Annotated in this window: 24 protein-coding genes; 15 read left to right on the top strand and 9 right to left on the bottom strand. The window is 68.0% G+C overall.

Annotated features, from left to right (window positions below):
• Window positions 1-176: 176 nt before the first annotated feature.
• Complete coding sequence (locus tag QLQ15_RS00370) at window positions 177-1,313, bottom strand: GGDEF domain-containing protein (RefSeq protein ID WP_283210892.1); 1,137 nt, start codon at window positions 1,311-1,313, stop codon at window positions 177-179.
• Window positions 1,314-1,536: 223 nt separating this feature from the next.
• Window positions 1,537-2,115 carry a TMEM165/GDT1 family protein gene (locus QLQ15_RS00365; protein WP_283210891.1) on the bottom strand — a complete coding sequence of 193 codons (579 nt, stop codon included), beginning with the start codon at window positions 2,113-2,115 and terminating at the stop codon, window positions 1,537-1,539.
• Window positions 2,116-2,420: 305 nt separating this feature from the next.
• On the opposite strand from QLQ15_RS00365, the gene QLQ15_RS00360 reads away from it, so the two are divergent.
• The 4 genes from QLQ15_RS00360 (at window position 2,421) to QLQ15_RS00345 (ending at window position 7,162) form a co-directional block, all read left to right on the top strand.
• The gene (locus tag QLQ15_RS00360) at window positions 2,421-3,389 is read left to right on the top strand and encodes an aldo/keto reductase (RefSeq protein WP_283210890.1); all 969 of its coding nucleotides are present in this window, start codon (window positions 2,421-2,423) and stop codon (window positions 3,387-3,389) included.
• Window positions 3,390-3,450: 61 nt separating this feature from the next.
• A complete protein-coding gene (locus QLQ15_RS00355) occupies window positions 3,451-3,666 on the top strand; it encodes a hemin uptake protein HemP (protein ID WP_283210889.1) in 216 nt (71 codons plus the stop codon).
• Window positions 3,667-3,845: 179 nt separating this feature from the next.
• On the top strand, window positions 3,846-6,146 hold the full coding sequence (locus tag QLQ15_RS00350; protein WP_283210888.1) for a TonB-dependent hemoglobin/transferrin/lactoferrin family receptor: 2,301 nt from the start codon (window positions 3,846-3,848) through the stop codon (window positions 6,144-6,146).
• Between the two features lie 59 nt (window positions 6,147-6,205).
• On the top strand, window positions 6,206-7,162 hold the full coding sequence (locus QLQ15_RS00345) for a DUF6607 family protein (protein WP_283210887.1): 957 nt from the start codon (window positions 6,206-6,208) through the stop codon (window positions 7,160-7,162).
• Between the two features lie 54 nt (window positions 7,163-7,216).
• Here the strand turns inward: QLQ15_RS00345 and QLQ15_RS00340 are convergent, their stop codons facing one another.
• The 3 genes from QLQ15_RS00340 to QLQ15_RS00330 are packed head-to-tail and all read right to left on the bottom strand — an operon-like array spanning window position 7,217 to window position 9,870.
• Window positions 7,217-8,347 (bottom strand): PDZ domain-containing protein, encoded by a 1,131-nt coding sequence (locus QLQ15_RS00340; RefSeq protein ID WP_283210886.1) that lies wholly within the window; start codon window positions 8,345-8,347, stop codon window positions 7,217-7,219.
• 34 nt (window positions 8,348-8,381) lie between these two features.
• Complete coding sequence (locus QLQ15_RS00335; protein WP_283210885.1) at window positions 8,382-9,245, bottom strand: hypothetical protein; 864 nt, start codon at window positions 9,243-9,245, stop codon at window positions 8,382-8,384.
• Window positions 9,238-9,870: an RNA polymerase sigma factor gene (locus tag QLQ15_RS00330; protein ID WP_283210884.1), complete on the bottom strand. Its 633-nt coding sequence runs from the start codon at window positions 9,868-9,870 to the stop codon at window positions 9,238-9,240. Before QLQ15_RS00330 ends, QLQ15_RS00335 begins: the two co-directional genes overlap by 8 nt.
• A gap of 84 nt (window positions 9,871-9,954) precedes the next feature.
• Between QLQ15_RS00330 and QLQ15_RS00325 the strand changes: the two genes are divergently transcribed.
• The 6 genes from QLQ15_RS00325 (at window position 9,955) to QLQ15_RS00300 (ending at window position 15,216) form a co-directional block, all read left to right on the top strand.
• Entirely contained in the window at window positions 9,955-10,911 is a 957-nt protein-coding gene (locus tag QLQ15_RS00325) for an SPFH domain-containing protein (protein ID WP_283210883.1), read from the top strand.
• 1 nt (window position 10,912) lies between these two features.
• Window positions 10,913-11,353 carry an NfeD family protein gene (locus QLQ15_RS00320; protein ID WP_283210882.1) on the top strand — a complete coding sequence of 147 codons (441 nt, stop codon included), beginning with the start codon at window positions 10,913-10,915 and terminating at the stop codon, window positions 11,351-11,353.
• Entirely contained in the window at window positions 11,350-11,874 is a 525-nt protein-coding gene (locus tag QLQ15_RS00315) for a hypothetical protein (RefSeq protein ID WP_283210881.1), read from the top strand. Before QLQ15_RS00320 ends, QLQ15_RS00315 begins: the two co-directional genes overlap by 4 nt.
• Window positions 11,875-11,973: 99 nt before the next feature.
• Entirely contained in the window at window positions 11,974-13,080 is a 1,107-nt protein-coding gene (gene gcvT / locus QLQ15_RS00310) for a glycine cleavage system aminomethyltransferase GcvT (protein ID WP_283210880.1), read from the top strand.
• A 132-nt stretch (window positions 13,081-13,212) separates the two neighbouring features.
• Entirely contained in the window at window positions 13,213-13,608 is a 396-nt protein-coding gene (gene gcvH / locus QLQ15_RS00305) for a glycine cleavage system protein GcvH (RefSeq protein WP_283210879.1), read from the top strand.
• 1,152 nt (window positions 13,609-14,760) lie between these two features.
• Window positions 14,761-15,216: a hypothetical protein gene (locus tag QLQ15_RS00300; protein ID WP_283210878.1), complete on the top strand. Its 456-nt coding sequence runs from the start codon at window positions 14,761-14,763 to the stop codon at window positions 15,214-15,216.
• 225 nt (window positions 15,217-15,441) lie between these two features.
• On the opposite strand, the gene QLQ15_RS00295 is transcribed toward QLQ15_RS00300, so the two are convergent.
• Window positions 15,442-16,803, bottom strand: coding sequence for a serine hydrolase domain-containing protein (locus QLQ15_RS00295; protein WP_283210877.1), 1,362 nt, complete (start codon window positions 16,801-16,803; stop codon window positions 15,442-15,444).
• Window positions 16,804-17,025: 222 nt separating this feature from the next.
• Window positions 17,026-18,606 carry a GMC family oxidoreductase gene (locus QLQ15_RS00290; protein ID WP_283210876.1) on the bottom strand — a complete coding sequence of 527 codons (1,581 nt, stop codon included), beginning with the start codon at window positions 18,604-18,606 and terminating at the stop codon, window positions 17,026-17,028.
• A gap of 177 nt (window positions 18,607-18,783) precedes the next feature.
• Between QLQ15_RS00290 and QLQ15_RS00285 the strand changes: the two genes are divergently transcribed.
• The 5 genes from QLQ15_RS00285 (at window position 18,784) to QLQ15_RS00265 (ending at window position 23,453) form a co-directional block, all read left to right on the top strand.
• Window positions 18,784-20,109: an NTP/NDP exchange transporter gene (locus tag QLQ15_RS00285; RefSeq protein WP_283210875.1), complete on the top strand. Its 1,326-nt coding sequence runs from the start codon at window positions 18,784-18,786 to the stop codon at window positions 20,107-20,109.
• A gap of 72 nt (window positions 20,110-20,181) precedes the next feature.
• The gene (locus tag QLQ15_RS00280; RefSeq protein ID WP_283210874.1) at window positions 20,182-21,315 is read left to right on the top strand and encodes an NAD-dependent epimerase/dehydratase family protein; all 1,134 of its coding nucleotides are present in this window, start codon (window positions 20,182-20,184) and stop codon (window positions 21,313-21,315) included.
• A 62-nt stretch (window positions 21,316-21,377) separates the two neighbouring features.
• Window positions 21,378-21,731, top strand: coding sequence for a DUF1304 domain-containing protein (locus QLQ15_RS00275; protein ID WP_283210873.1), 354 nt, complete (start codon window positions 21,378-21,380; stop codon window positions 21,729-21,731).
• Window positions 21,732-21,841: 110 nt separating this feature from the next.
• Entirely contained in the window at window positions 21,842-22,204 is a 363-nt protein-coding gene (locus QLQ15_RS00270; protein ID WP_283210872.1) for a YciI family protein, read from the top strand.
• Between the two features lie 4 nt (window positions 22,205-22,208).
• Entirely contained in the window at window positions 22,209-23,453 is a 1,245-nt protein-coding gene (locus QLQ15_RS00265) for an RNA polymerase sigma factor (protein WP_283210871.1), read from the top strand.
• A gap of 9 nt (window positions 23,454-23,462) precedes the next feature.
• On the opposite strand, the gene QLQ15_RS00260 is transcribed toward QLQ15_RS00265, so the two are convergent.
• Window positions 23,463-23,930, bottom strand: a complete 468-nt coding sequence (locus QLQ15_RS00260) for a hotdog fold domain-containing protein (protein WP_283210870.1) — start codon at window positions 23,928-23,930, stop codon at window positions 23,463-23,465.
• Between the two features lie 84 nt (window positions 23,931-24,014).
• Window positions 24,015-26,483, bottom strand: coding sequence for an acyl-CoA dehydrogenase (locus QLQ15_RS00255; protein ID WP_283210869.1), 2,469 nt, complete (start codon window positions 26,481-26,483; stop codon window positions 24,015-24,017).
• Window positions 26,484-26,525 lie beyond the last annotated feature (42 nt).

The raw sequence follows: 26,525 nt of genomic DNA, 5'->3' as shown, positions 1-26,525 counted from the left end.
CAACCGGCGGCCGGCAGCGAGTCGTTGTCGTCGAAAGGTATGCGGCCCTGGTCCCTGCGGGGGCGGGTCATGGCTGCGGCGGCGCTAGTTTACGCTGCGCGCGCCGGCCCGCACGGTGGCCGCGTCCATCCCGGGCTCGCGGCGCTGGCGGGGTGGGGGAACCGCGCGGTCCAGCCTCAGCCGTCGCGGGCGACGACCCGATTGCGGCCCTGCAGCTTGGCCTGTTGCAGGCGGCCGTCGGCCCGGCGCAGCAGGCGGGAGAGGTCCGTGCCCTCGTGCGGGAAGCCCGCCAGGCCGGCGCTGAAACTCAGCGCGACGTTGTCCGCGCCGCGCTCGGGTTCGAACGGGCGTTCCCCAAGACCCCGGCGGATCGCGTCCACGCGTTCCCACGCCGTGCCGATGGGTTTGCGCAGCAGCAGCACGAACTCCTCGCCACCGATGCGCACCAGCCATTCCCCCGGCTCGGACAGCTCGCGCAGCACCGCGACCACGTGACGCAGGGCGCGGTCGCCGGCGTGGTGGCCGTGACTTTCGTTGATGCGCCGGAAGTGGTCCAGGTCGATGAGCGCCAGGGTCAGGCTGTCGCCGTCATGGCGGACGCTGTCGAACAGGCGCGGCACGCGGTACATCAGCCAGGTGCGATTGGGCAGGCGCGTGAGGCCGTCAGTGCCGGACATCTCCACCAGGCGCTGCATGCGGTAGACCACCATCGCGGTGATCAGGGTGAAGATCATCAACAGCAGCACGCGCTGAGCCTGCCCGGCCCAGGTGATCGCGCCGTAGTCGCTGGAGATCAGTTGTTCGGGCGAGGCGGCCGTGGCGAACACCGCCAGCACCAGCAGCGCGTACTGCCCGATCGCCAGCGCGCCGGCGAACAAAGCGATGCGTCCATCGCTGCGCGGCGCGGTAAGGACGATGGCCACCACGTAGCCGCACCACGCGGTGAGGTTGTTCAGGCCCGCCGGCAGGTGGTCGGCGGCAAGCAGGATCAGCAGCACCGTCGTGGCCGTCACGTCGAAGGCCGATGAGGCGAACGGCAACCAGCGGAACAAGCGCCGGCGCCGTGCCAGCGACAGCCACAGGTGGGCGAACACGTTCACCAGGATCGCGCCGGCCAGGCCGATCATGGTGTCCTTCACGCTGCCGCCGCCCAGGGCGTTCGCCACCGGCAACACCAGCAGCATCGCGGCGATGACCACGCGCAGGCGCGCGACCATCAGCTCGCCGCCGGCGCCGATCTCCAGCATGATTTCGTCCGGCCTCGCCAACAACGCGGCGATGACATCGCGGACCCTGCCACCGGTGCCGAGCATCCCGTCCCCCGTGATGGCCGTAGACGGCCGCGCCGAGCATAGCGCGGCGGGGTGGCGCTTGGGCTGGATGGTGGAGGGTGGGGAAGGGCGGTGCGGCACGAGCGGTCGGTGAGATTGTCGCTGCCCTTCATGGCGTCACGCGACCGGCTTCGGGTCACCCTGCCCGGCCATCCATGGCCGGGCGTTCAGCAGGCCACGCGGCAGTGCCGCATGACGGCCTGCCTCACCCAATGCCGCGGATCGCCGCCCAGGCCGCCAGTGCGAGGAACACCACCGCAGCCGTGTAGCGCGCGGCCTTCAGCGGCAGGCGATCGGCCAGCTTGCTGCCCAGCAGCACCACCGGCACGTTCGCCAGCAGCATGCCCGCGGTGGTGCCCACGACCACCTGCCACAACGGCGAGTACTTGGCCGCCAGAAGCACCGTGGCGATCTGCGTCTTGTCGCCGATCTCGGCAATGAAGAAGGCGACGGTGGTGGCGACGAACGCGCCCTTCGCGGGGATGCCGCTTTCGGCGTCGTCGAGCTTGTCCGGCTTCAGCGTCCACAAGGCCACGGCCAGGAAACTGGCGGCGACCACCCAGCGCAACACCTCCGGCTGCAACCATTGCGCGACCAGTGTGCCGAGCCAACCGGCGAGCGCGTGGTTGAGCAGCGTGGCGACCAGGATGCCGCCCACGATCGGCCAGGGCTTGCGGAACCGCGCCGCCAGCAGCAGTGCCAGGAGCTGGGTTTTGTCGCCGATTTCGGCGAGGGCGACGGTGCCGGTCGAAACGACGGCCGTCATCAGCGGGAAGTGATCCATTGCGACTCCAGGGCCGGGCTTTCGCGTGGACGCGAAAGGCAAACGCCACGCGGCCCGACCCGGCTCATGCCAGTTGCTCACGCGACGCCTGCCTTCGGTCTTGCCCGTGGTCGCTCGCCGTCACGTGTGTTTCGGCTGACTGCCGCTCCCGCGCCATGGCCTGTGGGCCAAGTGTGTTGACGTCGGTTCTCCGCCGCTGGGGCGGATGGGCTACTCCCCGGAGGAGGAAGTGCGCGCATTGTACAGGCCGGGCCATGACAGGGGCAGGGCTAAACTGAACCGAACTGTCCCTGGAGCGTCCCCCCATGCAATACCGCCGCCTCGGCTCGTCCGGCCTGCAGCTCTCGGCCGTCTCCTTCGGCGCCTGGCTGACCTTTGGCGCCCAGATCGGCCGCTCCACTGCGCGCGACCTCGTCGCCGCAGCGTGGGACAACGGCGTCAATTTCTTCGACAACGCCGAGGGCTATGCCAACGGCGAGGCCGAACGGGTGATGGGCGATGTCATCGCCGACCTGCGCCTGCCGCGCGACGGATTCTGCGTGTCCAGCAAGGTCTTCTTCGGCTCGGCGGCCGAACCCGGTCCGACCCAGAAGGGCCTGTCGCGCAAGCACGTGACCGATGCCTGCCACGCCGCACTCAAGCGCCTGCGCGTGGATTGCCTGGACCTCTACTACTGCCACCGTCCCGATCCCGATACGCCCATCGAGGAAACCGTGGGCGCGATGGATGCGCTGATCCGCCAGGGCAAGGTGCTGTACTGGGGCACGTCGGAATGGACCGCGGCGCAGATCCGCGAGGCCCACAAGATCGCCCGGGCGCGCAACTGGTATGCGCCGACGATGGAGCAGCCGCAATACAACCTGCTGCATCGCGAACGGGTCGAACTGGAGTACGCGCCGCTCTACGCCGAGGTGGGTCTGGGTACGACGACCTGGTCGCCGCTGGCGTCGGGGTTGCTGACCGGCAAGTACAACGCCGGTGTGCCCACCGAAGCGCGCCTGGGGCGCGAAGGCCTGGGTTGGCTGCAGCGCACCGTGCTGGGCAGCGAAGGCGAACGGGTGGAACGCGCGGGCCGCTTCGTCGCATTGGCGAGCGAGCTGGGCATCGCGCCGGCGCCGTTGGCGATCGCCTGGTGCCTGCGCAATCCGCATGTCTCCAGCGTGATCCTCGGCGCGAGCCGTCCCGAGCAACTCCTGCAGAACCTGGAGGCGCTGGAGCTGGCGCAGCGGGTGGGCGAGGGCGAATGGCAGCGGGTCGAGGCGGCCGTCGGCTGACGGTTGACTCATGAATGAGAATCATTATCATCCGTCGTGAGCCCTCGAACGAGCCACGACCATGTCACTGCGTCCCACGCTGCTGCAGCTCAAGCCACGTTCCGAATTGCTGACCCCGCCCATCGCCGCGGTCGCAGCGCCGAGCCTGCCGTTCGCGGCTGGCCTTGTGGACAGCGACGACCTGCTTCGCGGCGGGCGGGAAGTGCTGATTCGCCACGGTGGCGAGGTCTATCGCCTGCGCCATACGCGTAACGACAAGCTGATCCTGACCAAGTAACCGGTCCCCGGCGCCGCCTCGCAGGCGGCGTCGCACTGCACTGCGCGCAAGCCCTTGGGGAAGGGCGGCGTGCGGCGACCGCCCGGTCGCGTCCTTCTCCTTTCCATATCTATCTCTCCAGGCACGCAAGCTCGCCGCACAACGGCTGCCAGCCCGCCTCGGTCCTTCCGAGTACGCGCATGCATCCCGTTCCCAGCACTCTTGCCCTTGCCCTCCTGTTCGCCATTCCTGCGGTGAGCGCCGCCGCCGAGGCCGCGCCCGACGGCGGCACCGATCCGCAATCCCTCGTCGCTGCCGCGGCCGCGGCCGGCGCGATGAACGAATTCGACCGCATCGTCGTTACCGCCACGCGCACCGAGCGCGCGCTGGACGATGTGCCGAATGTCGTCACCGCGATCGATCGCGAACGCATGGATCGCGAACTCGTGCGCGATCTGAAAGACCTGTTCCGCTACGAGCCGGGCATCACCGTGACCGGTGGGGCGGGCCGCTTCGGCGGGATCGGCGACATCCGCATCCGGGCGCTCGGCGGCAATCGCGTGCGCATCGAGACCGACGGCGTCGCGGTGCCCGACGCGTTCTCCATCGGCAGCTTCTCAAACGCCAACCGCAACTTCGTAGACCTGGACACCTTGAAGACCGTGGAGGTGGTGCGCGGCCCCGGCAGCGCGCTGTACGGCTCGGATGCACTGGGCGGCGTGGTCTCGTTCGTCACGAAGGATCCGTCCGACTACCTCGGCGAAGGCAAGGACGCCTACTTCGGTTTCAAGCTCGGCTACCTCGGCGAGGACAACAGCCTGTTCGGCAGCGCCACCGCTGCGTTCGGTGGCGAGCGATGGTCGGGTCTGGTGGCCGTCGGCCACCGCCAGGGCCAGGAGCGCGAGAACATGGGCGAGAACCGCAGCAGTGGCGCCACGCGCACCGCACCGAATCCGCAGGACAGTGACGGTCGCAGCTTGCTGGCCAAGCTGGTTTTCGCGCCCAGCCAGAACCAGCGCTTCAAGCTGACCGTGGAAGGCAACGAGGACAGCGTCGAGACCGACGTGCTCAGCGCACTCGGCGATACGTCCACCATCCCGGGAGCGCCGCCGTCGGTACGCGTGGCATCGCAGACGGGCGACGACCACCAGACCCGCGCGCGCGTGGCCTTCGCGCATGAAATCGAATCGCTGGACGCCGCGCTCGCCGATTCGCTGCAATGGCAGATCTATCGCCAGGACAGCGAGACGACGCAGCGAACACGCGAAGAACGTGCCACGTTGCGCAACGGCGTGGCGATCAATCCGGTGCTGCGCGAGCGCGAGTTCAACTTCGACCAGCGCCTGACCGGCTTCGATGCGGTTCTGCACAAGGACCTGCGCACCGGTTTCGTGGACCATGCCTTCACCTATGGTGTCGAACTCACGCGCACCGACTTCAGGCAGAAGCGTGACGGTCGCGCGACCAACCTGCTCACCGGTACGGTGAGCAACGTCATCTCGCCCGACACGTTCCCGGTGCGCGACTTCCCGGTCAGCCAGACCTCGCAGGCCGCGCTGTACGTGCAGGACGAGATGTCGTTCGCGGACGGCGAATTCCGCCTGATCCCCGCGGTGCGCGTGGACTACTACAAGCTCGACCCGGAACTGGATCCCATCTTCGCCGGCGACAATCCCGGCGTGGTCGTGTCGGACCTGAGCGAGACCAGCGTGTCGCCGAAGCTGGGCGCGGTGTGGCACTTCACTCAGGACTGGTCGCTGTTCGGCGGCTACCAGCATGGCTTCCGCGCGCCGCCCTACAGCGACGTCAATCTGGGTTTCACCAATCTGCAGTTCGGCTACACGGCCATCCCGAACCCGGACCTGAAGCCGGAAACGAGCAACGGGGTGGAACTGGGTTTGCGCTTCTCGGGTGAGGCCGTCTACGCGGAAGTGTCCGCATACTACAACCGTTACGACGATTTCATCGAGTCGGCGGTGCAGGTGAGCCAGCCGCCGCAGACCCCGTTGATCGTGTTCCAGTCGCGCAACATCGCCGATGCCGAGATTCATGGCCTCGAAGCGCGTGCCGGCGCGGACCTGGGAATGCTCAACGAGACCTTCGCGGGTTGGTCGGTCAAAGGCGCAGTGGCCTGGTCGAAGGGCGAAGACCGCTCGACGAACGAAGCGCTGCCATCCATCGATCCACTGCGCGCGACGCTGGGCATCGCCTACGACCGCGACACGTGGGGCGTCGAACTGGCCGGCCGTTTCGCCGGCCGCAAGGACGAGCTACCGGCCGCCAACCAGTTCGAGATACCGGGCTACGGCGTGTTCGATCTGCTTGCCCACTGGAACTTCGCGCCGGGTGCCGTGTTCGACATCGGCGTGTTCAACCTCGGCGACCGCAAGTACTGGGACGCGGGCGATGTGCCGGCCGGCACGCTCGCGAGCAGCACCGTGCTCGACCGCTACACCAGACCCGGCCGCAGCGTCGGCGCAAGCCTCGCGGTGAGCTGGTGATTCCGGCCATGCACCTTGCGCCACGCACCCTTCAACGTTCCACTCGAATCGAGCCAGCCATGAACATCCGCCTGCTCTCCGCTTCCCTGCTTGCCCTGATCATTCCCGGTATCGCCGTTGGCGCTCCCGTCGCGGACACGTCCCGCGATCGCACGTCCATCCTGGCGATGCAGGGTGAATACCTCGTCGACTTCGCGTTCGATGAAACCGTCCTGCTGCAACCGGGCTACGAACGCCAACCGGCGATGCGCAGCGGTGGCAACGAGGTGGTGATCGTGGTGCAGGACTCGCCGGCGAAGATCGTCCTGCAGCACCTGCTGGTGGACGAGAAGAGCGGGCACGTGACCAAGCACTGGCGCCAGGACTGGACATACGAGGCGCCCACGCGTTTCGAGTTCAGCGCCGACCAGACCTGGCAGTTGCGTTCGATCCCGGCTGCGCTCACGCAGGGTGCCTGGACGCAATGCGTGTACGAGGTCAGCGATGCGCCGCGCTATTGCGGAACCGGCCGCTGGACCTACGACAACGGCGTGGCGATGTGGACCAGCGACGTCAGCTGGCGTCCGCTGCCGCGCCGGGAATACACCAAGCGCAGCGACTACAACGCGATCAGCGCCGTGAACCGGCACACGCTCACGCCGGGCGGGTGGACGCACGAGCAGTTCAACACCAAGGTGTTGCGCAAGCCCGACGGCACGCAGGTGGAACTGGCGCGCGAGTTCGGTTTCAACGATTACCAGAAGACCACCGAGGTCGACTTCAAGCCGGCCTACACGTACTGGAATGCCACGAAGGAGTACTGGGCGAAGGTTCGCGCGCGCTGGGAGCGGTTCCTGGGCCAGGCCCCGGGCGTGCATCTGAAGACCAAGGTCGATGGCATGGCGATGATCATTCCGTTGTTCGAGCAGGCCGGCTCGATCGAGGACGGAAAGAAGGTGCGTGATGCGCAGATCGACGCAGTGTTCGAGAAGTGGGTCGAGCATGCGCCCACGGAGGCCGTCGCGTCGCAGCGTTGAGCGTCCCGCGTTGATCCAACGAAGAAGCCCGGCTCGCGCCGGGCTTCTTTTCGTTCAGACCGCGATGACGATCGCGTACGCCCCTTCGGGTGGCGCGGGCGGGGACGGTGGCGCGGGCGGAGCCGGCGGCGTGAGTGCCTGCGGAGGCGTCGGGGGTGTCGGCGCCGACGGAGGCGTGGGGGGCGTAGCCGGCGCGGCGGGCGGAGCCGGCGACGAAGGAGGGGATGGCGGTGCGGGTGGCGCCGGCAGGCGCAGCATCGCCACCTTGGGCACGGTGACCTTGGTGGTCGCGCTCTTGCGGTCGCGCAGATAGGTCACATCCACGCGGCTCTCCTCCGGCTTGCCTCGCAGTGCTGCCATGGCCTCGCGCGGCGAACCCACCGGCTTGCCATCGATGCGCTGGATCACGTCGCCCGCCTGCAGGCCCGTGAGTTCCGGACCGGTGCTGAGTACCAGCACGCCGCGATCGGTGCCGAAATAACGCCCCAGTTGTGGATCGACCGTGGCCAGGTTGATGCCGCTCCAGCGGAAGGCCTCCGACAGCATCGGCAGGTGGCAGTCCTCGCCATCGCAGTCGCCCATCGGGCCCAGGCGGATGAGTTCGCTGCGCACCTGCGGCGAAATCAGCGGCAGCGAGCGCTCGATCGGGTTGCCGTCGGCGTCGCGCATCATCACGACGCGTTCGCCCAGTTGCGGCGTGGCGCGCACCGTGGCGGCGCGGCCATCGCGCTGATAGGCCAGAGCGACCTGCGCTTTCGTGTCCAGGCTGCGCAGTTGCTCGCGGGCCTGGGCGAGGCGCTGCTCGGACGAGGCGGCATCCAGCTTGGTGTCGTTGATGGAGGTGAGCACGTCGCCCGTGCGCAGGCCGGCCTTCGCCGCCGCGCTGTCGGGCGTGACCGCCGCGATGCGGACGCCGACCTTGGGTTCGGGTGCGAGCACCACGCCCAGCACCGGGCGCTGGATGAAGCGACGCTCGAACTCGCGCTCGAACACGGCGCGGTCGAACGGTGCGTTCTCGCGCGAGAGTTCCGCGTAGCGCTTGGCAGCGCGGTTGAGGTCGGCGCGCGCGGCTTCCAGTTCGCGCGACTGTGCGGCGTCCTTGCCGGTCTGTGCGCTGGCGGCGCAGGCGAGCAGCAGTCCGAGCGATGCGGCCAGCAGCGTCGGCTTGGAACGGAGCGGAGTCATGGGTGCAGTGTCCTGCGGCAGATGGAAGGTGGAATCAGTCGACGCTGACAAGGGCGCCGTCGTAGCGCTCACCATGGGTGGTGAGCCAGCGTTGCGTGGTTTCGATGCCGGCCAGTTCGCGCATCGCGACGACGCGTTCCTGCCAGAGCAGGGTGCGGTCGCCATCGGCCAGGCCCGGTTGCGACAGCGAGGCGTCGATGCGGCCGATGCGTTCGTCGAGCTGCGTGGTCAGCGCGGCACCATTGGCCGATGCCACCCGGTCGTCGCGGGCGAGGGCGACCAGCGCTTCGAGCCGTGCGGATTCGGCCTGCAGCGACTGCACGGCGACGGCATCGCCGCGGTTCGCCTCGTCGTCGATGGTCGGCGCGGTGGCGACGGTGTTGGGGGCGTCCGGCATGGACGCCGTCGCATCCGCCACCAGGCGGCGCGGCTCGGCGGCATGCGGCGGCGTGGTCACCGAGTTGCGGCGCTTGCGCGGCACGGCGGTTGGCGGCCGTGCCGTCGCGCTGCCGGCTTCGATGCGCGGCGCCGGCGGGGTCGAGGCCACCGCGATGTCTGGAGCTGTGCGGCTCGCATCGCGTGCGGGTGATGCAGGCATCGACGCGGCGGTGGACGCAGGCTTCGTCGTGGCGACCATGACGGTGTCCTGCGGCGTGGGCGCACCGGGATCGCGCCTCAGCATCGGTACGAGTGCGACCGCCGACAGCACCGCGGCGGCCGCGATCCACGTCGGCCAGCGGCGTCGATGGTGCGGCGCGCGGGATGTATGCGCTCGCGCGTCCAGTGCATCGCCCACGCGCTTCCAGCCATCGGCTGGCGGCGTTTCCATCGGCAGCGCAGCGAAGGCGGCGCTCCAGTCGGACGGTGCGGGGGTGCGGGGGGTGTCGGCGTCAGGCATGGGCCGTCTCCGGTTCGAGCAGTTCGCGCAGGCGACGTCCGCCGCGCGAGAGTTGGGATTTCGAGAAACTGGGCGTGCGCTGCATCAACGCCGCGATTTCCTCGTGCGTGTAGCCCTCGGCGTGGTACAGCCAGAGCACGCTGCGAGTGGACGACGGCAGGCGTGCGAGCGCGCGTGAAAGCGTCGCAGCGTCGGCGGCGGCGCTGGGCAGCGGGCCGGGATCGACCGCCATGTCGTCGCCGTCCAGCGGCACGTCGAAGTGATGTCGGCGATTGCTGCGCAGCCGCATCAACGCTTCGTTCACGGCGATCTGACGGACCCAGCCCCAGAACGGTCCGCCGGCGTCGCCGCCGCGGTAATCGCCGATCTTTCCGTACACCTTGATCATCGTTTCCTGCAGCACGTCGGCTGCCTCTTCGCGGTCCGACCCGTGCGCGCCGCCGAGCATCCGCAGCGCCAGGTTGAACACGGGGCGCTCGAACCAGCGGTAGAGCTGCTCGAACGCCGCGCGGTCGCCGTTGCGCGCGCGGGCCAGCAGGCCGTCGGGCACGTCGATGGCGAAGCTGCTGCGCGGGGCCGTTGTCGTCGCTGGCGTCACGGGCTCGGGGCTGGGGGGCGGTGGCATGTCATTCCCCTAGATGCGGCGGCCCGGAAAACCGTCGCAACGGGCGTTCGGCCTATACTCGGACCCATCTACAAGGAGGGGATCATGGGCCTGAGCGCGGTACTGAGCGTGGTCTTGCTGTTTGCCGGCGTGGTGCTGGTGCTGAAGGCGGTGAGGGTGGTGCCGCAGGGGTACGAGTGGACGGTGGAGCGTTTCGGCCGTTATACGCACACCATGGACCCCGGCCTGCACTTCCTGGTCCCGATCATGTACGGCGTCGGCCGCAAGATAAACATGATGGAACAGGTGATGGAGGTCCCCAGCCAGGACGTCATCACCAAGGACAACGCGGTGGTGAAGGTGGACGGCATCGTCTACTTCCAGGTGCTCGATGCGGCCAAGGCGGCCTATGAGGTGGCACAGCTGGAGGTCGCGATCCTGAACCTGGTGATGACCAACATCCGCACCGCGATCGGTTCGCTGGACCTGGACGAATCGCTGTCCAAGCGCGACGAGATCAACGCCAAGGTGCTGGTGGCCGTGGATCAGGCAACGCACCCGTGGGGCCTGAAGGTCAACCGCATCGAACTGAAGGACATCCAGCCGCCGCGCGACCTGGTCGATTCGATGGCGCGCCAGATGAAGGCCGAGCGCGAGAAGCGCGCCAACATCCTGGAAGCCGAAGGCCATCGCCAGTCGGAGATCCTGCGCGCCGAAGGCGACAAGCAGGCCGCCATCCTGGCCGCCGAGGGCAAGCGCGAAGCCGCCTTCCGTGAAGCCGAGGCGCGCGAGCGTCTGGCCGAAGCCGAGGCGAAGGCGACGCAGCTGGTGTCGGATGCCATCGCCGCCGGCAACGTCAACGCCATCAACTATTTCGTCGCGCAGAAATACATCGAAGCCTTCAAGGCCCTGGCCGAGGCGCCGAACCAGAAGTTCGTGATGATGCCGATGGAATCGGCGGGCGTGATCGGATCGATCGCCGGCATCGCCGAGCTGACGAAGGAAGCGTTCGACCGTCAGCCGCCACGCGTCGTGCCGCCACCGCCGCGTGCGGGGGGCTGACATGCAGTGGAACTGGGAAACGGTGACATGGGCCGCGGTGGCGCTGCTGCTGTTCGCGGCCGAGACGATGGCGCCCGGTGCGTTCATGTTGTGGCTCGGCTTCGCCGCGGCCGCCGTGTTCCTGATCGTGCTGGTGGTGCCGGGCGTTCCGGTGCTGGCGCAGGTGGCGGCGTTCGTGCTGCTGAGTTTCGTGTCGATCCAGGTCTACCGTACCTGGTTCCGCGGCCGTGAGCCGCGCAGCGATCGCCCCACGCTCAACCGTCGCGCCGAAGCGCTGATCGGACGCGTGGTGCCGCTGGAGCGGGCCATCGTCAACGGCCACGGGCGTGTGCAGATCGCCGATGCGTTCTGGGACGTGACGGGGCCGGAGCTGCCGGCCGGCACGGTCGTGCGCGTCGTCGCCAGCCGTGGCATGAGCCTGCTCGTCGAGCCGGCGGTGTGAGGGCGACGCCCTCCGTGCGCATCACCGCCGCCGCCATCGCAGGCCTTTGCCTGGCCCAGGCGGTGTGGGCCGGTCCGCCCAACCTGGTGGGCAAGGTGGTGCCGCCGTATCCGCAGGGATACCGCTCCAACACGGGCAGTTGCGTCGGCTCCGGTTCGGAGCCGGAGCAACTGTGCGCGCGCAGCATCGCCACGCTCGACGACGATCAGGACCGCACGCTGCAGTTGCTGGCGGCGGAGTTCGTCGACCGTCTTGGCGACGAGCCGCGCTGGCGCATCACCGATGCCGTGCCGTACCCGGCGCTGCGTCGCGATGAACTGGTGGCCATCGCCACCTGCCAGCGCGACGGCGTGGATGACGCCGGCGTGGCGGCGATCATCGACACCGGCGTGGAGGGCGCCTCGGGCCTGGACATGCTCCCGGCGGTGCGCTGGGCCGTCCGGCTGGACCGCGACACCGGCCGCTTCGTGCGCGTCGCGCCGGGGCGGGTGCGCTGCTACAACGAAGGCACCAGCGAGTAGCCGCTCCATTCGCCGGCGTAGGTGGCAACGTGCCGACCCATCGCTCCGGCCGCTTCTGGGATAATCGCGGGCTCGCTCCCGCACAGGCTTCGTACCGCCATGACCCAGAAGACCATCCTCAATCAGACCCACCGCGACCTTGGCGCCAAGATGGTCGACTTCGGTGGCTGGGACATGCCGATCCACTACGGTTCGCAGATCGAGGAGCACCACCAGGTGCGCCGCGACGCCGGCATGTTCGACGTCAGCCACATGACGGTGGTCGACCTGCACGGTGCGCGCGTGCGTGAGTTCCTGCGCCGCCTGGTGGCCAATTCGGTCGACAAGCTGAAGGTGCCGGGCAAGGCGCTGTACACCTGCATGCTCAACCCGCAGGGCGGCGTCATCGACGACCTGATCATCTATTTCCGCGCCGAGGATTTCTTCCGCCTGGTGGTCAACGCCGCCACGCGCGAGAAGGACCTGGCGTGGATCACGGAACAGGCCAAGGCCTTCGAGGTGACGGTCACTGAGCGCCCCGACTTCGGCATGATCGCCGTGCAGGGCCCGACCGCGCGCGAGAAGGTGCTGGGCCTGCTGCGCGATGACGACCGTGCCGCCGCGGCCAAGCTCGGCAAGTTCGCCGCCGCCGAGGCGAAGACGGTCGACGGTATCGACGTGTTCGTCGCCCGCACCGGTTACACCGGCGAAGACGGTTTCGAGGTCGTCGTGCCCGAAGCGCAGACGGTCGCCTTCTGGAACGCCCTGCTCGAGGCGGGCGTGAAGCCGGCGGGTCTGGGCGCGCGCGACACGCTGCGCCTGGAAGCCGGCATGAATCTCTACGGACAGGACATGGACGACAGCGTCTCGCCGTACGAAGCCGCGCTGGCCTGGACGGTGGCGCTGGACGAAGGGCGCGACTTCATCGGCCGCGATGTGCTCGAGCAGCAGAAGGCCGCCGGCGCGCCGCGCCAGATGATCGGCGTGGTGATGGACGAGAAGGGCGTGCTGCGTCACGGCCAGAAGGTGCTGACCGACCGTGGCGACGGCGAAATCCTTTCGGGTACGTTCTCGCCGACGCTGGGCAAGGCCATCGCCTTCGCACGCGTGCCCGCCGGCGCGCTGGGCCACGTGCGCGTGGACATCCGCGGCAAGGAAGTGCCGGTGCGCGTGGTGAAGTTCCCGTTCGTGCGCGACGGCCAGGCGCAGGAAGGCGTGCTCGGCTGAGCCGCCAGGCCGTGCGCCGTCCGTCGCGGCAGCATGCCGCGGCGCGGGGCGATGGCCTACCCTGTCGCACGCCCCGTCCGCACCGTTAAACTAGGCGCCGTTCCCAGCCCCCGCAAAGTTTCGAGGTCCGTCATGAGTGAAATCCCCGGCGATCTGAAGTTCATGAAGTCCCATGAGTGGGCCCGCGTCGATGGTGACGGCAAGGTCACCGTGGGCATCTCCGATCATGCTCAGGGCCTGCTGGGCGACCTGGTCTATGTCGAACTGCCGAACGTCGGCGACCGCGTCGAAGCCGGTACCGGCTGCGCCGTGGTGGAGTCGGTGAAGGCCGCCTCGGATGTGTACGCGCCGGTTACCGGCAAGGTGGTGTCGGTCAACTCGGCGCTGACCGACAAGCCGGAAACCATCAACGAGGACGCCTACGGCGAAGGCTGGATCTTCACCGTCGAGATCGAGGACGCCGAGCAGCTCAACGAGCTGCTCACGCCCGACGACTACAGCGAACTGCTCGAGGAAGAGGACCACTGAGGTCCGCGCGCGGCACGCGCCGCGCCTTCCCAATGACGGTCGCCCACCGGCGACCGACGACCGGCCGCCCAGTGCGGCCGGTTCTGTTTCTGCCGTCCGGATTCGTCGTTGTCGCCGTGCCGAGCCGTGTCGCGGCGCACCGTCGTCGCGTGGAGGCAGCTCGTCCCGATGCTTGCGGCACGCGGAAGGTCGGCAAGCCGCGTGTCCGCGATGGCGGCGGCCGGTGCTGCACCGACGCGTCCGTCGGCCGGATTCGTGACGGGTGGGTGAGCGTCCCTGCACTGCGTCGTCTTGTTGCCGATGACACGTGCGGCGGCATGCACGGCAGCGTCGCGATCGGTATTCCGATGGTCGGCCGCGGTGCATCGGCACCTTCGACGTTGCCTTCGTCGTGGTCGTCGAGCGTCGCGATGAGCGCGTCGATCGGGTGTCGCGCACCCCGCATGAGGTCGCCCAGGGTTCGCGCACTTTCGCGCAAATCGGCTTGTGCGGCGCCAGATCGGCGCCGTCCAGCGACATCGGCGAGACCTCTTCTTCCGCGCCTGCAAGGTGGGTCGAAAGGGCAGTCCACGCGATGTCGCGCCGACGCGTCGGAATGTGCACGCGCGAGAATGCGTTTTATGAAACCCCTTAAATAAAGCTACTTTCGAAATGCGCGCGTTCGATCGCGCGTATCGAAGGTTCGCTTCCAACTCCTCCAGCGATAGCTGGCGGGCGGCGTCGACGGTGACGCCGCGCCGACATGGCTTAAAAAAAAATGAGCGAAGTTGTTGACAGTCCGAAAAAGCGTGATTAGGTTTCGCCCAGCAGACGTTTCCTGCGGAAGCGAGTGAGTACAGACAACGCGACAACTCGCGGCACAAAGCAGACCTCCGACCGGGCAGTCGAAACGGTGGACGCAGGGTTCGCTTCCCTCGAGAAAATGCGTACCGCCTCGCAGGCGTCGCACCTCATCCAACCCGGTCCGCTCTCGGAGGGCCGGGTTTTTGTTTGCCCGCAAGGTGTGGGCAACGGCACCGAATCCGTTTTGGCGCGCGTCGCGCGTCGACGGCTGCACGCGGGTCCGACTCCCGCGGCTCTGGTTCTACTGGGCTTCAAGACCTGCAAGACCACTGATCAAGACCTGATCAACCACTGACGAGGAGCCATCTCATGGCCATGAAGAAAGCTGCGAAGAAGAAGACCGCCGCCAAGAAATCGACCAAGAAGGTCGCCAAGAAGGCTGCTGCGAAGAAGACCGTGAAGAAGGCCGCCAAGAAGGCGACCAAGCGTCCGGCGAAGAAGGCTGCCAAGAAGGTCGCGAAGCGTCCGGCGAAGAAGACCGCCAAGAAGGCCGCCAAGAAGACCGCCAAGAAGGCCGTCAAGAAGGCCGTCAAGAAGACTGCGAAGAAGACCGCCAAGAAGGCCGCCAAGAAGGTTGCCAAGCGTCCGGCGAAGAAGGCTGCCAAGAAGACCGTAAAGAAGGCCGCCAAGAAGACCGCCAAGAAGGCTGCCAAGAAGACTGCGAAGAAGGCCCCGAAGAAGGCCGCTCGCAAGGCCAGCCGCAAGAAGACCGCCAAGAAGGCGGCTGTGAGCGCGATGCCGGCTACCCCGGCTCCGATGATCTAAGAAAGCCCCGAAGACCGTAATCCAGCTCTCTCCCCGCAGCCCAGGCGGGGGGAGAGTTTTTTTTAGGGGGCACCGAAAGGCAGCCGCGCTTTCGCCCCGCTGCCGTCGGTCGACGCGGATTCACCCGTCGCACCCGTGGGTAGCGGATCAGGTGCGGTGCCACGGATCGCGGAAACGCGAACGCCGCCCGCAGGCGGCGTCGTGGGTCATCCGATCGCGCGGCGCTTAATTCGGCGCGGCGCTCGAAGCCGAAGCATGCGCGCCCTGCGGGTTGGGCGCCGTCTCGTCGGTCGCATCGGCGTACAGCGTCGGGTCGATGTTGTCATCGAGCCAGCGTCCTTCCGGCAGTCCCAGCGCGCTGTCGAGGATGGTCGGCAGCAGGCCGGAGGGCAGCGAGCTTTCGCTGTTCCAGAGCATCGCCACGCCGAAGTCGAGTTCCGGCACCATCGCGATCAGGCCGCGATAGCCCTGCACGGCGCCGCCATGGAACACGACGTCGTGCCCGGCGTAGTTGTACGTGCGCCAGCCCAGCGCATAGCCGGCCGAATTGAGGCGCGTGCGGCGCCAGGACGATCCGCGGATCTCGCTCGGCGTGTCGACCAGCCGCTGGTGCAGCGTCGCCAGCAGCGGCAGAGGCAGCACGTCGGGGCGATGGCCCGTGTGGGCCAGCAGGTACTGCGCCATGTCGCTTGCGCTGGCGTTGACGCCGGCGGCCGGCAGCACCTGGTAATAGGTGGTCTTGGGCATCATCGACACCCAGCCGCCGCGACCGCGCACGTGCGGACGCGCCCAGCTTGGGCTGGCCTGGATGCCTTCCAGGCCCAGGCTCGCATCGTTCATGCCCAGCGGCTTGAAGATGCGGCGCTGCACTTCCTGCGCGTAGAAGTCGCCCGTCGCGGCGAAGACCACGTCGCCGATGAGGCTGAAGGCGACGTTCTGATAGCTGTAGCAGGTACCCGGCGCGCACTTGAGCGGCGCGTACGCCAGCTTCTGGGTGAGCGTGTGGTAGTCGGCGTACTGTTCCAGGTCGCGATCGAAGGCGTTGTGGGTGAGGCCGACGCGATGGCTCAGCAGGTCGGCGACGGTGAGCTGCTGGGAAGCGCTCGCGTCGCTGAGGCGGAAGGTGGGCAGGTAGTTCACCAGCTTGCTGTCCCAGCGCAGCGAACCGTCGTTGACCAGCAGGCCGGTCATGGTGCCGGCGAAGCTCTTGGACAGCGAGGCCAGGCGGAACACGGTGTGCGAATCCACCGGCTGCGCACGGCTCACGTCGGTGACGCCGAACCCGCGCGCGCTGAGGATCTGCCCGTTGTGCACGATCGCCATCGCCAGGCCGGGAACGCGTTGGCCGGCGACGAGCTGCTGCGCCATCGATTCGAACTGGCGCACATCGAAACCGGCCGCAAGCGGTGCGGCCGGAGGCAGTGGAGCGGACGGAGCGACGGCGGTTGCCGATGCGTTCTGCATCGTGACGGCGCCATTGCCGTGCTGCGGCGTCTGGGCCGTGGATCCCAGCGTGAGTGGCATCAACAGCGCGATGGCGCCGAGGCGGGGCAATACGCGCGAACGCCTTTTCTTGTTGCAATTCATGGCCTTCGCCCCTGCACTACGAGTCGTCGGGATAATACCGCCGATCTCAGGGGCCAAGGCAACATTGGCGACCAGCCGGCTGATTTTGCAGGCTTTAGTGCGCTCCATCGCAGTTCGTGACCGGCCCTGCGGGCCATTCACGAATGTGCATGCGCGAGGCATCCATGCGGCACCGCACAAGGCGCGCGCGCGAGGCATGCCCGCGCCCGCGAGCAGGGCCTTTCAACCGCCCAGGATCAGGTCCGCCGCGCGCTCGGCGATCATCATCGTGGGGGCGTTGGTATTGCCGCCGATGAGGGTCGGCATGACCGACGCATCGACCACGCGCAGTCCGTCCACGCCGCGCACGCGCAGTTGCGGATCGACCACCGACATCGTGTCGTTGCCCATGCGGCACGTGCCCACGGGGTGATAGATGGTCTCGGCCTTGGCGCGCACGAAGGCTTCCAGTCCCGCGTCGTCCAGGTCATCGCGCGCGGGGAAGATCGGCGCGCCGCGATAGGCGTCGAACGCGGGCTGTGCCATCAACTCGCGCGAGAGCTTCGCGCACTCGACCATCATCTTCAGGTCGAAGCCTTCGGCATCGCTGAGGTAGTTGGCCTCGATGCGCGGTTTGTCGCCGGCGCGCGCGCTTACCAGGGAGATGCGGCCGCGGCTGCGCGGACGCAGGAAGCAGGCGTGCACCGTGTAGCCCTCGCCCTGCAGGCGATGGCGGCCGTGGTCGTCGAGCATCGCCGGAACGAAGTGCAGCTGGATGTCCGGCCGCGCATCCGTGGCCAGGTGCGAACGCACGAACGCGCCGGCCTCGGCGATGTTGCTGCTGCCCACGCCGCTGTGACCGCGCAGGTAGTAGTCGAAAGCGACCTTGACGTCGTTGAGCTTGTCGTAGGTGATGTGCTGCGTGGTATGGCGCAGCGTGCAGATGTCGAGATGGTCCTGCAGGTTTCCGCCGACGTCCGGCGCATCGGCGATCACATCGATGCCCAGGCGTCGCAGCGCCATCGCCGGGCCGATGCCCGACAGCATCAGCAACTGCGGAGAGTTGATCGCGCCGCCGCACAGCAGCACCTCGCGCGAGGCGGACTGGTGGAACGCCTTGCCGCCCGCGATGTAGACCACGCCGTTGGCGCGACCGCGCTCGAAGGTGATGCGATTTGCCTGCGCGCCGGTGACGATGGTGAGGTTGCGGCGTTCGCGGACGGGATCCAGGTAGGCCACGGCGCTGGAGCATCGCGCGCCGTTCTTCTGTGTCACCTGGTACAGGCCGAAGCCGTCCTGGCTGGCGCCGTTGAAATCCGTATTGAGCCGATAGCCGGCCTGGCGACCGGCTTCGACGAACGCGCGCGAGAGCGGGTTGCTGTAGCGCAGGTCGGACACGTACAGCGGGCCTTCGTCGCCGTGAAGCGCGCTCGCGCCGCGCGCATTGCGCTCGCTGCGGCGGAAGTACGGAAGCACCGACGACCATCCCCAGCCATCGGCGCCCAGCGAGGCCCACTCGTCGTAGTCGCCCGGTACGCCGCGCGTGTAGCACATGGCGTTGATCGAACTGGATCCGCCCAGCACCTTGCCGCGTGGCCACCACAGGGCGCGGTTCTCCAGCGCTGCTTCCGGCGCGGTGTGGTAATCCCAGTTGACCCGCTTGTTGGTGACCAGCTTGGCCAGCCCGGCGGGCATGTGGATGAAGGGATGGCTGTCGCGAGGGCCGGCCTCGATCAGCAGCACGCGGACGTCGGGGTCGGCGGAAAGCCGGTTGGCGAGGACGCAGCCGGCCGAACCGGCTCCGATGATGATGTAGTCGAACACGTCCGCTCGGCGCTCCCCGGGGTAATGCGGCCCTGCAAACGGGCGACACTAGGAGCGCCCATTAGAGCAAATGCTCCCGCTCGTCCGTCGGGGGCAGTGGATGTTCCGCCAGACAGCGCGGTAGCGGGCGGTCCCGGCATGGGCTAACGTGCCGCCAGCTTTCCCGGAGCCCGGGCGATGGCCTCCCACGCCACGACTGAACAGCCGCAACGACGTGTCCACAGCGGCGAATGGCATGCCGTCGCCCTGTCGTTCGCCTATTTCTTCTGTGTTCTGGCGGCGTACTACGTCATCCGGCCCGTGCGCGAGCAGCTGTCGGCCGCGGTGGGCTCGACCCAGCTGCCCTGGTTCTACGGCGCGACCTTCCTCGCGACGCTGGCGCTGACGCCGGTCTTCGCCGGCCTCATCGCGCGCTGGCCACGACGGATCGTGGTGCCGCTGGTCTACGCGTTCTTCATCGCCTGCCTGTTCGCCTTCGTGCCGCTGTTCGCGCGGCCGGACCTGCTGAGTCCGCGCACGCTCGGCACGGTGTTCTTCGTTTGGGTGAGCGTGTTCAACCTGTTCGTGGTGTCGGTGTTCTGGATCTTCATGTCCGACATCTGGAACACCGAGCAGGCCCGTCGCCTGTTCCCGATCATCGCCGTCGCCGGCACCTTCGGCGCGCTGGCCGGGCCGGCGCTGACGCGCTCACTGGTGGACGTGATCGGCGTGGCGCCATTGCTGCTGGTCTCGGCGGCGCTGCTGGGCGTGGCGCTGGTGTGCATCGTGCTGCTGGGCCGCTGGGCGCGCATGCACGGCGCGCCGCGTTCGGATGCGGCGCAGGGTGCGCCGGTTGGCGGAAGCATGTTCGACGGCCTCAGGCAGGTCTTCGCCGATCCCTTCATGAGGGGCATGGCGATCCTGCTGTTGCTGGCCGACGGTATCGGCACGGTGAACTACGCGCTGGTCGCGGACTATTCCGGCGCGACCTTCGTCGATGCGGTCTCGCGCACCCGCTTTGCGGCGGAAGTGGACCAGTACGCCAATGCGCTGACCGTCCTCACACAACTCTTCCTCACGCGCTGGCTGCTGCCGCGACGCGGCCCGGGCGCGGTGATCCTGGTGTGGGCGGTGGTGAGCATGCTGGCGCTGTGCCTGGTGATCTTCTCGCCCGATCCGCATGCGCCGCTGCTGGCCGGCATGCCGGCGGTGGCGCTGGCGTTGATCGTCAGCCGCGGCCTCGCCTATGGCATGGCCGAGCCGGCGCGCCACAGCCTGTACACCCGCGTGCCGCGCAATGTGCGCTACAAAGGCCAGAACGCGGTGGATACCGCGGTGTGGCGCTTCGGCGACACCGCCATCGCGCTGGGCATGAACGGTTTGCGCGCGCTGGGCATGAGTACCGGCGGCTTCGCGAGCCTCAGCGCGTTGGCCGCATTCGCCGCCGCAACGCTGGGCTGGCGGTTGTCGCGCCGTGTGGAGCAGACGCCCGCCGCGCCCACCGGCCAGCCCGTGGCGTCATGACCTTCGACGCATGGCGCCGCATTCCGGCGCAGCGCACGCTGCGGGGCATCGTCGCCACGCCGAAGGACCGCCATGACCGATCGTCGCCAGTTCCTGTCCGCCGCACTTGCCGGTGCCGCATTGCTGGGCCTGCCGGCTGGTGCGCGTGAGCGTGCGCCCAGACCGTTGAAGCTGCTGGTGCTGGGCGGCACGGGGTTCCTCGGTCCGCACTTCGTCGACGCCGCACTCGCACGCGGCCACACACTGACGCTGTTCAACCGCGGCAAGACCAACCCGACGAAGTTCGAAGGGCGCAAGGGCGTCGAAACGCTCCACGGCGACCGCAAGACCGACATGACCGCGCTGGAAGGCAAGCGCGAGTGGGACGCGGTGCTCGACACCTCCGCGTACATCCCGGCCGACGTCACCCGTTCGGCGACGCTGCTCGCGCCGCGGGTGAAGCAATACATGGTGATCTCGTCGATTTCGGTCTATGCGAAGAACGACGTTCCCAACGCCGACGAGTCGGCCGCGGTGGCGCAGCTGGCCGATCCCACCGTCACCGAGGTCACCGGTGACACCTATGGCGGGCTCAAGGCGTTGTGCGAGAAGGCCGCCGAAGCGGCGATGCCGGGGCGCGTCACCGTTGTGAGGCCTGGTCTGATCGTCGGCCCCGGAGACACCACCGACCGCTTCACCTATTGGCCGGCGCGTGCCGACCGTGGCGGCGAGATCCTCGCGCCGGGCACGGCGGCCGATCCAATCCAGTGCATCGACGTACGCGATCTGGCGGCCTTCCTGCTGCATCTGATCGAACAACGCAATGTCGGCACCTTCAACGCCGACGCGCCGGCCGGGAAGCTCAGCATGGGCGACCTGGTCGAGACCTCGCGTTCGGTCGCGCGCGACATGGGCGCGCCGGCGTCGACCGTTACGTGGGTATCGGCCGACTTCCTCGAAACCAACAAGGCTTCGCCCTGGCAGGACCTGCCGGTGTGGATTCCCGCACAGGGCGAATACGCTGGCTTCGGCCGCACCAGCGTGGCGAAGGCGCAGGCCGCAGGCCTTACGTACCGCCCTCTGCGAGAAACCGTGCGCGACACGCTGGCCTACTGGCGCAGCCTGCCGGCGGAACGCCGCGCCAAACCAAAGGCTGGCCTGTCGCCGCAGCGTGAGGCGGAACTGCTGGCGGCGTGGCACGCACGGCCCGCAACGCCTGCCGCCTGAGCCAGCCGCCATGGCGATGACGGCGCGGTAAGCTCGCGCGAAACCCCGCGCAGGAGGTCCACATGTCCGCGCTTGCCATGCTGCTGATCGCTCTCGTCGCGCTGCTGCACCTGGGCTTCCTGGTGCTGGAGATGTTCCTGTGGACGCGCCCGCTCGGCCTGAAGGTGTTCCGCCAGTCGCGCGAGAAGGCCGAACTCTCGCGCGTGCTGGCCGCCAACCAGGGTCTCTACAACGGGTTCCTCGCGGCCGGCCTGATCTGGTCGCTGGGCGGGAAGCGGGTGGATGTGGCGGCCTTCTTCCTGGTCTGCGTCGTCGTGGCCGGCGCGTACGGCGCGGTGACGGTGAACCGGCGCATCTTCCTGATCCAGGCCCTGCCGGCGCTGCTGGCGCTCGTGGCGCTCCGGCTGACCGCCTGACCGGTCGATCGGCGCCTGTCGAATCGCGCCTCGCGAGAACGACCATCCCACGAGGAGGGCGATCCGGTGGCCGGCTCGACCCGTTCTTCATTCCACGCAGGAGCCAAGAAATGAAGTACGTGTGCCTGATCTACGACGAAGAGAAAGTGTTCGATGAAATGCCCAAGCAGCAGATCGACTCGATCCTGGGCGAATACTTCGCGCTGACCGACTCACTCACGCAGGGCGGGCAGATGGTCGCGGCCGAAGCCTTGCAGTCGGTCAGCACCGCGACCGTGGTGCGCGTGCGCAACGGGCGACTGTCCACCACGGACGGCCCCTACGCCGAAACCAAGGAGCAACTGGGCGGTTTCTACCTGATCGACGCCAAGGACCTGGACGAGGCGATCCGCATCGCAGGACGCATTCCATCGGCGCGCTGGGGCAGCATCGAGGTGCGGCCGATCATGGATTACCGCAACCGGGAAACCTGAGTCCGTGGACGCACCGGTGCAGGCGCAGCTGGAGGCGGTGTACCGGCGCGAATCCAGGCGAGTGCTGGCCACGTTGATTCGCCTGCTCGGCGATTTCGACCTTGCCGAGGAAGCCCTGCACGATGCTTTCCGCGCGGCGATGGAGCAATGGCCGCAGACCGGTGTGCCGGATCAGCCGCGTGCGTGGCTGGTCTCCACCGGGCGCTTCAAGGCCATCGATGGTCTGCGCCGGCGCGCGCGTTTCGACGCGTCGCTGGCGCAGATCGCCGACACGCTGTACCTGCAGGCCGAAGCCGGCGACGAGGAAGACCTCGAGGACGACCGCCTGCGCCTGATCTTCACCTGCTGCCATCCCGCGTTGCCGGCCGATGCGCAGCTCGCGCTGACGCTGCGCGAAGTGTGCGACCTGACGACGGAGGAGATCGCCCATGCGTTCCTGTCCTCACCGTCCACCATCGCCCAGCGCATCGTGCGCGCGAAGGGAAAGATCCGGCAGGCGGGCATTCCGTACCGCGTGCCGTCACGCGAGGAGTTGCCCGAGCGCCTGGACATCGTGCTGCACGTGGTCTATCTGGTGTTCAACGAGGGTTACGCGGCCAGTGCCGGCGATTCGCTCACGCGACACGACCTGAGCGGCGAAGCGATCCGCCTGGGGCGCCTGCTGGTGGAGCTGCTGCCCGACCCCGAAACCCTGGGCCTGCTCGCACTGATGCTGCTGCACGAATCGCGGCGTACCGCGCGTACGGATGCCAACGGCGACCTGGTGCTGCTGGAAGAGCAGGACCGCGGCGTATGGGATCGCACGCTGATCGCCGAAGGCCGGGCGCTGGTGCAGCGCATCTGGAACGCACGCCGCTTTGGTCCGTACGCACTGCAGGCTTCGATCGGCGCCGTGCACGCAGCGGCCGTTTCGTCGAAGGATACCGACTGGAGTCAGATCGTCGCACTCTACGACCTGCTGTTGCGCGCCGATCCCTCGCCGGTGGTGGAACTCAATCGCGCCGCGGCCATCGCCATGCGCGATGGCCCGGAAGCCGGGCTGGCGCTGATTTCGGGATTGCTCGAGAACGACGAACTGCGGCGCTACGCGCCCGCGCATTCGGCGCATGCCGATCTGTGCCGCCGCCTGTCGCGCCACGAACAGGCCCGTGCGTCGTACCTGCGCGCGCTGGAGCTGACATCGCAGTCCGCACAACGGCGTTTCCTGGAAAAACGTCTGCGCGAAACGGAAACCCTGCGCGGCGCGTGAGGCCGTACGTTACTTCCGCGGCGACACCCACATCGCGATGCTCGCGCGGAATACCGCATCGCCACCCGCATCGGTGACGACCACCGTGACGGGCAGGTCGTAGCCGGTGTCGGATTCCACCAGGGCACGGTCCGGCGTGGCCACGCCATGCAGTGTGCCCTTGGCCTTCTTCAGGTACTCGACCGTCATGCCCTTGGGAATCCAGCGCATCGATGCGGGCAGGCTGGCATCGGTCATCACGCCGGCGGCGAGTTCGGCCAGATTGCACAGCGCGATCGCGTGCACCGTGCCGATGTGGTTGTGCACCCGGCGACGATCGTGGATGCGCACTTCGCAGCGACCCGGTGCCAGCGCGACGAAGCGCGGCGCGATGGTGGCGAAGTAGGGCGCCTTGAAGCAGATCGCGCGCGAGAACAGCCAGTGGCCGGCCGGCCAGCGCGTGATGCGGCGGTACAGCGAAAGCAGTGGTGTCGACATGGCGGGCTCGGGAACGCGAAGGCCGGATGGAACGACGGCGGGACAAGCCCGCCGTCGTGTGTAGCGAAGTGCGTTGCGCGCGCGTCAGGCGGCTTCGCGGCTGTCGTGCTTGCCGGCGCGATAGCTGGCCGAACGGAGTTCATCGGCATCGAAGTCGTCGACGCTGATCGTATCGATGGTCAGCTCGCGCAGCTCTTCCAGCTGGCGGCGTTCGTCGGCGGTGATCCAGCCTTCACGCACGCCTTCGTCCAGCTGCGAGGCGAAATCGTGCGCTTCGATGTCGTGCTGCTTCAGCGCCTTGAGGAACTTGCGCTCCACCGGCTCGGCCAGGACGGCCTTCTGCAGGTAGCTGGCGATGCGGCCGCCCGGGTTGTTGGCGGTCGGCGTCAGGAACACGCCCTTGCCGAGGCGGTCGCGCGCTTCGTTCGGCGACATCAGCAGGGACGCGACCTTGTGGCCCAGGCGATCGCTCGGGTACTGCGCGCGGCGGCCCAGCGGGAACACCAGCGTCCACAGCAGCCAGCCGATCGGACGGATCGGGAAGTTGCGCAGCGCGCCGGAGAACGCCTTCTCGATCTTGAAGGTGGCGTTGTGGATCGACCAGGCCAGCAGCGGCTGGTCGGTGACCGGACGGCCTTCGTCCTCGTAACGCTTGAGCAGGGCGCTGGCGATGTACAGGTTGCTCAGCACGTCGCCGAGGCGGCCAGACAGCGATTCCTTGAACTTCAGCTTGCCGCCCAGCAGCAGCATCGAGGTATCCGCGCACAGCGCCAGCGCCGCCGAGTAACGGTTGAGCTTGCGGTAGTAGCGGCGGGTATAGGCATCGCCCGGCGCCTTGCCGAACTTCGCCGAGGTCAGGCCGTACCAGAACGAGCGCACAGCGTTGGAAATCGCGAAGCCGATGTGGCCGAACAGGTTGCGGTCGAACTCGCGCAGGCGCTCCTCGGGATCGGGCAGCGTGGCCGCCTTCATTTCCTTCAGTACCCACGGATGGCACAGGATGGCGCCCTGGCCGAAGATCATCAGCGAGCGCGTCATGATGTTCGCGCCTTCCACCGTGATCATGATCGGCGCGGCCTGCCAATTGCGACCGGCGAAGTTGCGCGGGCCCAGGATGATGCCCTTGCCGCCGATGATGTCCATGACGTCCTTGGCGACTTCACGGCCCAGCTCGGTGCAGTGGTACTTGGAGATGGTCGACGGCACGGCCGGCAGTTCGCCGCGCGCCACCGCCGCGGCCGAGGCCTCGGCCAGCGCGCTGATGGTGTAGGCGTTGCCGCCGATGCGCGCCAGCGCCTCTTCCACGCCCTCGAAGCGTCCGACCGACAGGCCGAACTGCTTGCGGATGCGTGCGTAGGCGCCGGTCACGACCGCGCCGAACTTCGTGCCGCCGGAGGCCGTGGACGGCAGCGTGATGGAGCGGCCGATCGACAGGCATTCCACCAGCATCTGCCAGCCCTTGCCGGCGTAGGCTTCTCCACCGATCAGCTGGCTCAGCGGGATGAACACGTCCTTGCCGCGGATCGGACCATTCTGGAACGGGCTGTTGAGCGGCATCGCGCGGCGGCCGATCTCGACGCCGGCGGTGTCGCGCGGCAGCAGCGCCAGGGTGATGCCGATGTCCTGCTTGTCGCCGATCAGGCCTTCCGGGTCGTACATGCGGAAAGCCAGGCCGATCAGCGTCGCCACGGGCGCCAGCGTGATGTAGCGTTTGTCGAAGGTCAGCTTCACGCCGACCACGCGCGCGCCGTTCCAGTCGCCCATGCAGACGATGCCGTAGTCGGGGATCGACGTCGCATCGGAGCCGGCCCACGGACCGGTCAGGCCGAAGCACGGCACTTCACGGCCGTCGGCCAGGCGCGGCAGGTAATGGTCCTTCTGTTCCTGCGTGCCGTAGTGCATCAGCAGCTCGGCCGGGCCGAGCGAGTTGGGCACGCCCACGGTGGAGGAGACCACCGAGGAGATCGATGCCAGCTTCTGGATGACCTTGTGGTTGCCCAGCGCGGTGAAGCCCAGGCCGCCGTACTCCTTCGGCACGATCATGCCGAAGAACTTGTTCTTCTTGATGTAGTCCCACAGCTCCGGCGAGAGGTCGGCATCGACGTGGGTGATCTTCCAGTCGTCGACCATCTTGCACAGCTCTTCGACCGGGCCGTCGATGAAGGCCTGTTCGTCGGCGCTCAGCGTGGGCTTGGGCTGGTTCGCCAGTACGTTCCAGTCCGGCTTGCCGGAGAACAGCTGGCCTTCCCAACCCACGGTGCCGGCTTCCAGCGCGACGCGCTCGGTTTCCGACAGCGGCGGCAGGATCTTGGTGTAGAAGCCCAGCAGCGGCTTGGTGATGAAGGGCAGGCGGATCTGCGGCAGCAGCAACGGCACCGCGATCAGCGCGGTGACGATGGCGGCGACGACAGTGGCTGCGCCGTTCGCGCCCAACAGCCAGCAGGCGACCAGCGCACTGGCCGTGAGTGCGGCCCATACCGGCAGACGCAGGCGGTGGTAGGCGGCGATGGCGCCGACCAGCAGAAAAGCGAGGAAGGGAATCACGATACTCATGACGGCGCTCCGGCGCGGCGCGGTGACAGCAGGCTAATGGGA

Origin of the sequence: Lysobacter stagni (assembly GCF_030053425.1) — a bacterium.
GTDB lineage: Bacteria > Pseudomonadota > Gammaproteobacteria > Xanthomonadales > Xanthomonadaceae > Lysobacter_J > Lysobacter_J stagni.
The sequence above is the reverse complement of the archived record's forward strand: the minus strand, read 5'-3'. Positions and strand labels throughout refer to the sequence as shown.

Excerpts from the sequence above, each read along its gene's own strand:
- QLQ15_RS00295 (WP_283210877.1), bottom strand. The coding sequence starts at position 16,803 with ATGAATTGCAACAAGAAAAGGCGTTCGCGCGTATTGCCCCGCCTCGGC.
- QLQ15_RS00255 (WP_283210869.1), bottom strand. The coding sequence starts at position 26,483 with ATGAGTATCGTGATTCCCTTCCTCGCTTTTCTGCTGGTCGGCGCCATC.
- QLQ15_RS00370 (WP_283210892.1), bottom strand. The coding sequence starts at position 1,313 with ATGCTCGGCACCGGTGGCAGGGTCCGCGATGTCATCGCCGCGTTGTTG.
- QLQ15_RS00365 (WP_283210891.1), bottom strand. The coding sequence starts at position 2,115 with ATGGATCACTTCCCGCTGATGACGGCCGTCGTTTCGACCGGCACCGTC.
- QLQ15_RS00320 (WP_283210882.1), top strand. The coding sequence starts at position 10,913 with ATGCAGTGGAACTGGGAAACGGTGACATGGGCCGCGGTGGCGCTGCTG.
- QLQ15_RS00325 (WP_283210883.1), top strand. The coding sequence starts at position 9,955 with ATGGGCCTGAGCGCGGTACTGAGCGTGGTCTTGCTGTTTGCCGGCGTG.
- QLQ15_RS00285 (WP_283210875.1), top strand. The coding sequence starts at position 18,784 with ATGGCCTCCCACGCCACGACTGAACAGCCGCAACGACGTGTCCACAGC.
- QLQ15_RS00300 (WP_283210878.1), top strand. The coding sequence starts at position 14,761 with ATGGCCATGAAGAAAGCTGCGAAGAAGAAGACCGCCGCCAAGAAATCG.
- QLQ15_RS00345 (WP_283210887.1), top strand. The coding sequence starts at position 6,206 with ATGAACATCCGCCTGCTCTCCGCTTCCCTGCTTGCCCTGATCATTCCC.
- QLQ15_RS00350 (WP_283210888.1), top strand. The coding sequence starts at position 3,846 with ATGCATCCCGTTCCCAGCACTCTTGCCCTTGCCCTCCTGTTCGCCATT.
- QLQ15_RS00335 (WP_283210885.1), bottom strand. The coding sequence starts at position 9,245 with ATGCCTGACGCCGACACCCCCCGCACCCCCGCACCGTCCGACTGGAGC.
- QLQ15_RS00260 (WP_283210870.1), bottom strand. The coding sequence starts at position 23,930 with ATGTCGACACCACTGCTTTCGCTGTACCGCCGCATCACGCGCTGGCCG.
- QLQ15_RS00270 (WP_283210872.1), top strand. The coding sequence starts at position 21,842 with ATGAAGTACGTGTGCCTGATCTACGACGAAGAGAAAGTGTTCGATGAA.
- QLQ15_RS00360 (WP_283210890.1), top strand. The coding sequence starts at position 2,421 with ATGCAATACCGCCGCCTCGGCTCGTCCGGCCTGCAGCTCTCGGCCGTC.
- gcvT (WP_283210880.1), top strand. The coding sequence starts at position 11,974 with ATGACCCAGAAGACCATCCTCAATCAGACCCACCGCGACCTTGGCGCC.
- QLQ15_RS00280 (WP_283210874.1), top strand. The coding sequence starts at position 20,182 with ATGACCGATCGTCGCCAGTTCCTGTCCGCCGCACTTGCCGGTGCCGCA.
- gcvH (WP_283210879.1), top strand. The coding sequence starts at position 13,213 with ATGAGTGAAATCCCCGGCGATCTGAAGTTCATGAAGTCCCATGAGTGG.
- QLQ15_RS00340 (WP_283210886.1), bottom strand. The coding sequence starts at position 8,347 with ATGACTCCGCTCCGTTCCAAGCCGACGCTGCTGGCCGCATCGCTCGGA.
- QLQ15_RS00330 (WP_283210884.1), bottom strand. The coding sequence starts at position 9,870 with ATGCCACCGCCCCCCAGCCCCGAGCCCGTGACGCCAGCGACGACAACG.
- QLQ15_RS00355 (WP_283210889.1), top strand. The coding sequence starts at position 3,451 with ATGTCACTGCGTCCCACGCTGCTGCAGCTCAAGCCACGTTCCGAATTG.
- QLQ15_RS00275 (WP_283210873.1), top strand. The coding sequence starts at position 21,378 with ATGTCCGCGCTTGCCATGCTGCTGATCGCTCTCGTCGCGCTGCTGCAC.